7 protein-coding genes, 1 tRNA gene and 1 pseudogene are annotated in these 7,941 nt (G+C 42.2%); 8 read left to right on the forward strand and 1 reads right to left on the reverse strand.

All coding sequences use genetic code 11. The features are described from left to right. The first annotated feature begins 45 nt into the window (after nt 1-45). The 8 genes and pseudogenes from WAM07_RS15025 (at nt 46) to WAM07_RS15060 (ending at nt 7,105) form a co-directional block, all read left to right on the forward strand. The gene (locus tag WAM07_RS15025; RefSeq protein ID WP_422168127.1) at nt 46-1,629 is read left to right on the forward strand and encodes a putative polysaccharide biosynthesis protein; all 1,584 of its coding nucleotides are present in this window, start codon (nt 46-48) and stop codon (nt 1,627-1,629) included. Beyond that, complete coding sequence (gene mazG / locus WAM07_RS15030) at nt 1,626-3,092, forward strand: nucleoside triphosphate pyrophosphohydrolase (RefSeq protein WP_422168129.1); 1,467 nt, start codon at nt 1,626-1,628, stop codon at nt 3,090-3,092. The genes WAM07_RS15025 and mazG overlap by 4 nt, the downstream gene beginning before the upstream one ends. Nucleotides 3,093-3,094: 2 nt before the next feature. Beyond that, nucleotides 3,095-3,352 (forward strand): RNA-binding S4 domain-containing protein, encoded by a 258-nt coding sequence (locus tag WAM07_RS15035; protein ID WP_041601495.1) that lies wholly within the window; start codon nt 3,095-3,097, stop codon nt 3,350-3,352. Nucleotides 3,353-4,001: 649 nt separating this feature from the next. Further along, complete coding sequence (yabP, locus tag WAM07_RS15040) at nt 4,002-4,307, forward strand: sporulation protein YabP (RefSeq protein ID WP_422168131.1); 306 nt, start codon at nt 4,002-4,004, stop codon at nt 4,305-4,307. After that, nucleotides 4,304-4,894 (forward strand): spore cortex biosynthesis protein YabQ, encoded by a 591-nt coding sequence (gene yabQ / locus WAM07_RS15045; protein ID WP_422168132.1) that lies wholly within the window; start codon nt 4,304-4,306, stop codon nt 4,892-4,894. The genes yabP and yabQ overlap by 4 nt, the downstream gene beginning before the upstream one ends. Nucleotides 4,895-4,910: 16 nt before the next feature. Next, on the forward strand, nt 4,911-5,294 hold the full coding sequence (locus tag WAM07_RS15050; protein WP_014641373.1) for an FtsB family cell division protein: 384 nt from the start codon (nt 4,911-4,913) through the stop codon (nt 5,292-5,294). A gap of 75 nt (nt 5,295-5,369) precedes the next feature. After that, nucleotides 5,370-5,765, forward strand: a complete 396-nt coding sequence (locus WAM07_RS15055) for a S1 domain-containing RNA-binding protein (protein WP_014641374.1) — start codon at nt 5,370-5,372, stop codon at nt 5,763-5,765. Between the two features lie 117 nt (nt 5,766-5,882). Further along, nucleotides 5,883-7,105: pseudogene (locus WAM07_RS15060) on the forward strand (aspartate aminotransferase family protein). Between the two features lie 730 nt (nt 7,106-7,835). Here the strand turns inward: WAM07_RS15060 and WAM07_RS15065 are convergent. Beyond that, nucleotides 7,836-7,907, reverse strand: a tRNA-Glu gene (locus WAM07_RS15065). Nucleotides 7,908-7,941 lie beyond the last annotated feature (34 nt).

The raw sequence follows: 7,941 nt of genomic DNA on the forward strand, positions 1-7,941 counted from the left end.
TATAATGGATTCGTTTACTATCATACAAAGAAGAAAGGTATAGCTATGAGCAATCATTCCTCCCCCTCTGTGCTGAAGGGTGCATTTATATTAACGGTTGCTGGACTTCTGAGTAAAATACTTAGCGCAGGCTATCGAGTGCCTCTTCAAAATATAACTGGAGATTTGGGTTTTTATATTTATCAGCAAGTGTACCCAATTCTCGGGCTCGCTATTGTATTATCACTCTATGGATTTCCTGCCGCTATTTCGAAGCTTGTTTCGGAAATCACAGAAGAAAAACGTTCCCTTTCCGTACCTTCCTTCTATCTTCCTGTCTTTTGCTGGCTGATGGGGATATGCGGAAGTATTTTTATAGTAGGTTTTACACAGGCTCCATTGATAGCAGATATAATGGGTGACGACAAGCTTATCCCATCGTTAAGATCTGCTTTTTGTGTGTTTTTAATCGTTCCTTTTGTTTCATTGTTTCGCGGAGTTTTTCAAGGAATCAATCAAATGAAACAGACAGCCGTTTCGCAGGTAATCGAACAGATCATACGGGTCACCATCATCATTTTGACGGCTGTTTTAGTGATGAAGCGGGGAAGTATGTATGCCATTGGAATTGGAGCATCCGCTGCTTCATTTCTCGGAGCCTTGGGAGCTTTCATGGTCCTGGCAGCTTATTTTAAGAATTCGCATAACTGGACTTATAAACGTTGGTCTTCCTCCTTTTCATACATAAAACCTATTTTCTTTTATGGTCTGTTTATCTGTTTTAATTACATGCTTTTATTGTCTTTTCAAATGGTTGATGCTTTAACACTGATCCCAGGTCTACGCCAGGCGGGAGTGGATTTGGAAGCGGCTCGAATCTGGAAAGGGATTTTTGATCGCGGTCAGCCTCTGATTCAACTGGGGACGGTTCTTGCTTCTTCAGTCGCGTTAGCTGTGATTCCATCTGTTACGAGAACCCGTTTCATGAAAAACCGGAAAGAAGTTGAAAGGTACGTGTTTGCCTCAACCAAATTCAGTTTAATCATCGCACTAGGGGCTGCAGTCGGATTAATTATTTTGTTCCCATCCATTAATGCTTTGTTCTTCCAAGATACGGAAGGGACAGGACCTCTTAGAATATTAATGCTTGTTATTCTTTTTAGTTCGGTTTCCATCACCACCTCTTCTGTACTGCAGGGATTAGGTTATGTCAGTCATACAGCGGTTATTGTCATAAGCGGGGTAGTCGTGAAATATCTTATGAACGCGTGGCTGATCCCCGTTTATGAATTAAAAGGGGCCGCTTTTGCTACGATAATAGCTGCCGCTTTTGTTTTATTTGGAAATATCGTAATCTTAGGGAAAGATTACTCAATAAGAAAATGGGCAGGATTACCCTGGGTAGCTTTACTTGCTGCTTTAACAGGAATGGCAGGAGTGCTGACTGCAGTCACCAGTATAGCTGGATACGACATTTTTGAGTCCAGCCGGCTTGGACTGTTGGTTTATACGTTAACATTAACAGCAGCAGGAGCCGGTGTATATTTTATACTACTGCTCCGACTCGGGGCCTTTTTCAGCTATGAAGTAAAAGTCCTGCCTTTTCATAAATGGTTGATCCGATTACTTCCGAAAGGGATGAAACAATGAATAGAATTACTGTTGTGGGGCTTGGAGCAGGCGATCTGAATCAATTGCCCCTTGGAATATATCGTTTGTTACAGAATGAAAACCAGCAGATTTTCGTCCGTACATCCGATCATCCTGTGCTTCAGGAATTAAAAAAAGAAGGCCTGCATTTCGAAAGCTTTGACCATGTTTATGAAGAAAAAGCACAGTTTGAAGATGTATATAAAGAAATTGTCCGGCAGCTTGTGGAAGCAGCAGAGCATCAGGATATGGTATATGTGGTACCGGGTCACCCGATGCTTGCTGAAAAAACGGTACAGTTATTAATTGAAAAGAGAAAACAAGGAAAAGTGGACCTTCGCATAGAAGGGGGTCACAGTTATCTGGATGCTACATTTTCATCTCTGGAAATCGACCCAATTGAAGGTTTGCAGTTTTTAGATGCAACGGATTTGAAGCGGGAAGAGATTCAGTTCCGCAACCATATCATCCTATGTCAGGTTTCTGACGCTGGAGTGGCTTCTGAAGTGAAGTTAACGCTGCTTGAAGACTTACCTCCTGAATATCCAGTCACAGTGGTTACAGCAGCTGGCAGCAAGGAAGAGAAACTAGCCACGGTGCCTCTGGCAGATTTAGACCGGAGCATTAAAGTCAACAATTTAACCAGCGTTTATGTTCCTCCAGTAGAAAAACAAAAACTCAATCATCAATTTGCTCGTTTGAGGGAGATTATTCGTGTCTTGCGTAGTCCGGAAGGCTGTCCGTGGGATCGTAAGCAAACTCACGAATCGCTGCGTAAATATTTGATAGAAGAAGCTTATGAATTCATCGATGCTGTAAACAGGCAGGATGATGAACATATGGTTGAAGAATTAGGAGATGTTCTTCTGCAAGTGATGCTTCATAGCCAAATTGGAGAAGATGAAGGATTTTTCACAGTGGATGACGTAATAGTATCGATAACAGAAAAAATGATTCGTCGTCATCCTCATGTATTTGATGAAGCAACAGCTGAAAACGCTGAAGAGGTAGTTACGAATTGGGAGACAATTAAGATGGAAGAGAAGGGTACGAAACCAGTATCTATTCTAGAATCAGTACCGGCGAGTTTTCCAGGGCTTTTACAGGCAGAAGAATTGCAGAAGAAAGCCGCTAAAGTTGGCTTTGACTGGGACTCTCCAGAACCTGTTATTGAAAAAGTAAAAGAAGAGTGGGAAGAGTTTCAGGAAGCACGTTTGAACAAAGATCAGGAAGAGATGGAGAAAGAATTTGGAGACTGGCTGTTTGCTATTGCGAATTTAGGCAGGCACTATGGAATAAATAGTGAAAATGCCCTACAGCGTACGAATCAGAAGTTTAGAACCAGACTCTTCTCCATGGAGCAAACCGCAGAAACAGGCGGAAAGTCCTTAGCTGATTATGATTTAGACGAGCTGGAGCAATTATGGGTAGATGCTAAACTAAAGCATAAAGGAGCGGAATAATGATGCGCTTAGATAAATTTATGAAAATTTCCCGATTGATTAAAAGACGGACCCTGGCGAAGGAAATCGCAGATCAAGGCCGTATCAGCATCAATGGAAACCAAAGTAAAGCCTCAAGTAATGTAGATATTGGGGACGAGTTAACCATTCAGTTTGGTCAGAAGATTTTAACCATTGAGATTAAGTCGCTTAAGGAAAATGTAAATAAAAATGAAGCGGCGTCTCTGTATGAAATCAAAAAAGAAGAACCAGTCAAATAATGAACAACAAACCACTGCATAATCACGCAGTGGTTAGTTGTTTTTTAGCTCGTATAAAGTTTTTGTTGAGTTCACATTAAAGACTTAACGATAGGGCCGGATAGTTGAAGACTCGACTTCGGGATATCTTTGGTCCGTTACTTAATATAGAGGAGGGATGGCTACGGAAACAACTCGCTTTCCTGCGGCCCTACAAGACGTAGGGTCGATCGACGTTGCCACAGGACGTGGCGACTTTAGTCGATCCTCCTTTTACCAGAAGCCTCCTCAGTCGCTGTCACTCCCTGTGGGGTTCTTATCAAGCAAACAGTGTGTTAGGTGGTTTCGAGTTTCTGATTCGGCCAGGTCCGTAGGGGGACGATGAAGACTCCTGCGGGATGAACATGATCGGTGAGATCCCGCAGGGCTGTTAAGCCCGAGGAAACTCAGCACATGCCCGCGGAAAGCGAAATCGTCCACCGGAGGACCTTTCGCTCACCAATATTTCGAAACTGAGTCTTACAGAAACGGGAGCTTTTGTTTCATAACAAGGGTTTAGGGGTGCTGTTTGTTTTCTACCTAGGAATGTAAACTTCTTTTCTGACTGACTTTCCACGTTCTAAATGCCCCTTTCTTCTCATAGTTTGTACTAGAGAAGGAGGCGGTACAGATGGAAGGTTACGATAAAAACCAGAACTTGCGCAGCCAGCCGCAGGTCGAGCATAATGTGAAAATATGGAACAGAAGAAACATAGAAATTTCAGGCGTGAAAGAAGTCGACAGTTTTGATAGCGAGGAATTTCTTCTTCAGACTTCCATGGGTTACTTAGTGGTCAGAGGCCAGAATCTCCAAATGAAAAATTTAGATCTTGACTCAGGTCTTGTATCCATTAAAGGGAAAGTATATGACATGTCTTACTTGGACGAGCATCAAGGGGAGAAAGCTAAAGGATTATTTAGCAAGCTCTTCAAATGACGCTTACAACCCAATTCGTTACCATCCTTTCGATGATAGCGGGGGGAATATTCGTAGGTGCTTCTTTTGACACATTTGAACGTCTTTTCCATAGAAGGAATAAGAAGAGCTGGTTTGAAATCATCTATCAGCTTACCTTCTGGATTTTTCAAGCCGCTTTTCTTTTTTATCTTTTATATTTAGCTAACTATGGGGAACTGCGTGTCTATGTGTTTTTAGCGGTGTTATGCGGGTATGCAGCTTACCGCGCCTTACTTCAATCAAGTTACATGAAAATGCTTGAAGTATGGATCCGGGTGGTTACCTCTATTTTACGTGGCATAAAGAAAATATTCTTCCATTTAATTTTTATCCCGTTAAAATCCATCTTCTTCCTAATTATCACTTTACTTATTGGTATTTTTAAGATACTTTTAAAAGGTATATTCTTATTATTTCTTGTCGCATTTTATCCAATTAAGGTTATTTTTCGATTGATTTGGCGATTATTGCCGAAAAACACGAGAAATTACTTAAGGCGTTTAGCAGGGTTTTTGGATAAAATCAAGAATATAGGGATCAATTGGTTTAAAAAATTCCGTAAGTAAAGGAGGACGAACGCAAATGGCAAAAACACAATCGGAGTCAGTAGCTCGCTTAGATTCTACATACATGAAGCACTACGATGCGTACATGGAAAGACACCAGAAAAAGAAAAAGCGACTAGTTCGCCGTCTTGTCATGTTTGCCCTTTTAGTGATGATCGTTGCTGGCTCTATGGTGATTTACCATGTCAACCAACAGTCTCTGTACGCGGATAAGCACCAGAAGTACGAAGAACTTCAACAGGAAATGAGCACGTTGGAAAAAGAACAAAAAGATTTGAATGAGGAAATCAAGCTATTGAATGATGAAGAATACGTTCTGCAAATTGCCAGAACCAATTATTTCTATTCAAAAGAGGGCGAAATCATATTTAAAATGCCAAATGAAGACCCTTCATATTGACACCCTTTTCAAAGCTTATATATAATATGTAAGAAGGATATTTTTATCGAAATTTTAAGGAGGAGCATTTTTTTTATGTCAATTGAAGTAGGCAGCAAGCTGAAGGGTAAGGTAACAGGTATCACTAATTTCGGAGCGTTCGTTGAACTCCCCGAGGGGAAGACCGGTCTCGTTCACATTAGTGAAGTTGCCGACAACTATGTAAAGGACATTAATGAACACTTAAGCCAGGGCGATGAGGTGGAAGTGAAAGTCATTAATGTTGGAGATGATGGGAAAATTGGTTTGTCCATCAAAAAAGCGAAAGAAAACCAACAAAGCCAGAGTCGTCGTCCTCAAAAGCCTCGTAAACCGGCTGAATCTTTCGAACAGAAGATGAACAGGTTTATAAAGGATAGCGACGAGCGTCTAGCATCACTGAAAAAGCACACGGAATCCAAACGTGGAGGTCGAGGTGCTAAAAGAGGATAGCTTGCTGTCTAGGACAATGAGTAAAAGATGCACGTTTTAATATAAACCAGCTCCCAAAAAATAGGAGCTGGTTTTTTCTTGTCTATATTGTGTTATTATAGCTTGAAATTAACTTTCATAGGAGGATGGGCATTGAATAGGCATGATTTCATATCACCTAATACAGCACCATCCCGGGAGCTGCATAAAAAAGCACAAGAAGTGATCCCTGGAGGAGTCACGCTAACATTAAACATATAGATCCTCATCCAATCGTTACGGAAAAGGGAAACCGGAAGTAAGCTCTATGATGTAGATCAAAATGAATATATTGATTACTTACTAAGTTATGGAGCTTTAATTGCAGGGCATGGACACCCGGCTGTTTTTGATGCGGCTATGGCCTATGCCGGTAAGTCGAAAATCGCCAAGTTTGAAGGGCGCTATCACGGAGGTTATAATCAGGTGCTCATGAGTGTGAATCCAGATCACGGAGCAGCAGGGGCTTCACCTTCGCCAAATGCTGCACCCGAATCTTTAGGAATTCCGGATTACTACAGCAGAATACAGTAGTCCTTCCTTTTAACGATTTAGACGCCACTGAGAAGATTTTAAGACAAAGAGCCGATGAAGTACCTGCAATCATCATGGAACCGGTACAGGGAGGTTTCATACCTGCTGATCAAACATTTATAGAAGGGGTAAGAGCTCTGATGGAAGAACTTGGGGTCCTGTTAATTTTTGATGAAGTTAAAACGGGTTCCCGGTTAGCTCTTGGAGGAGCTCAAGAAAGCTACGGGGTAACCCCGGATCTCACAGCACTTGGAAAAGTGCTTGGTGGAGGATTTCCAGTAGGGGCGATAGGCGGAAAAAAAGAAATTATGGATATTCTTTCTCCAGCTGGTTCGAGAGATATCTTAACAGCAGGAGCAGATCAGCGAGCAAAGCATGATACTTTATTCCATAGTGGCACCTATAATGGTCATCCTACCGTTTTGGCTTCCGGTCTGGCCACTATTGAACTATTGGAAAAAGACCGCACGTTGGAAGATTTATTTGATAAAACCAACCGCCTCAGAAACGAGCTGGAAGAATTGTATCAAGCTTATAACATCCCGATGCAAACGGTTGGGCGAGGGAGTATTTTTAATATTATTCTGGCAGAGGATTCTATTAAGAATTACCGTGATTTAAAGAAAGCAGACACTTCCTTACGAAAAGAGCTGGATTACGAGCTATTAAATCTGGGAATCTACACAAAACCTCTTAACCGCTACTCTCTTTCCACGGCTCATAGTGAAGAAGATCTGAAGCGCACAGTAGAAGCTCATAAACAAGCGATTGAAAACGTTGTGAAGTGATAGTAGTTGGGCTAACCATTCTTTTTTCCATGAGTATTTGCTGAGGCAAGAAAACTTCCGGGTTGTTATTAAGGTTAAGCTCCCGTTTGTGTAAGACTTAGTTTCGAGATAATTGTTAGGAGAAAGGCCCTGCGGGGGACGATTTCGCTTTCCGTGGGAATGCGCGGAGCCTCCTCAGGCTTCGCCTTCCGGGGTCTCCCCTGTCATTTTCATCCCACAGGAGTCTTCATCGTCCCCCTCCGGACCCGGCCGAATTAGAGACTCGAAACGGGTTCGTCCTTCATCCGCTTGAGAAGAAGTAACCATATGGGCGTAAATACTTTTTTAGGCTGGAACTATGCGAGATAGTCTTTTTTCAGGCAGGTTCAGGAGGAGGAGGAAATTCTCTCTCCGAAGGGTCCGTTCCTCCTAATAAAGGTGGGCTGGTGGGGAAATGGCGAGACTCCCATGGGAGAAGGGACTAGGTGAGATCCCACAGAGAGTGAAACGAGCGAGGAAGCTCACCGTTCCCCCATAGGAAAGCGAGTTATTTCCCTACCAGCCCTTCTCCATAACAACATAACGGATCCAAATTATCTCGAAACTGAGTCTTCAACACCCGGCCCTATTGCGTAATAAGGCTCTTAAGAAAAATTAACAATAAATTTAAACATAGCCTTTTAAATAAAAAAAGTGGACCCTTCCTTAATTTTAAGGAAGGGTCCACTTTGTTAGGACAAGAATGTTTCGATGACCCGTACGGGATTCGAACCCGTGATACCGCCGTGAAAGGGCGGTGTCTTAACCACTTGACCAACGGGCCTTATATGTAGGCCATTTTTTTGCAGCCATTTAAT

It is taken from the genome of Halobacillus sp. (assembly GCF_049282395.1).
In the GTDB taxonomy this organism is placed as follows: Bacteria; Bacillota; Bacilli; order Bacillales; family Halobacillaceae; genus Halobacillus.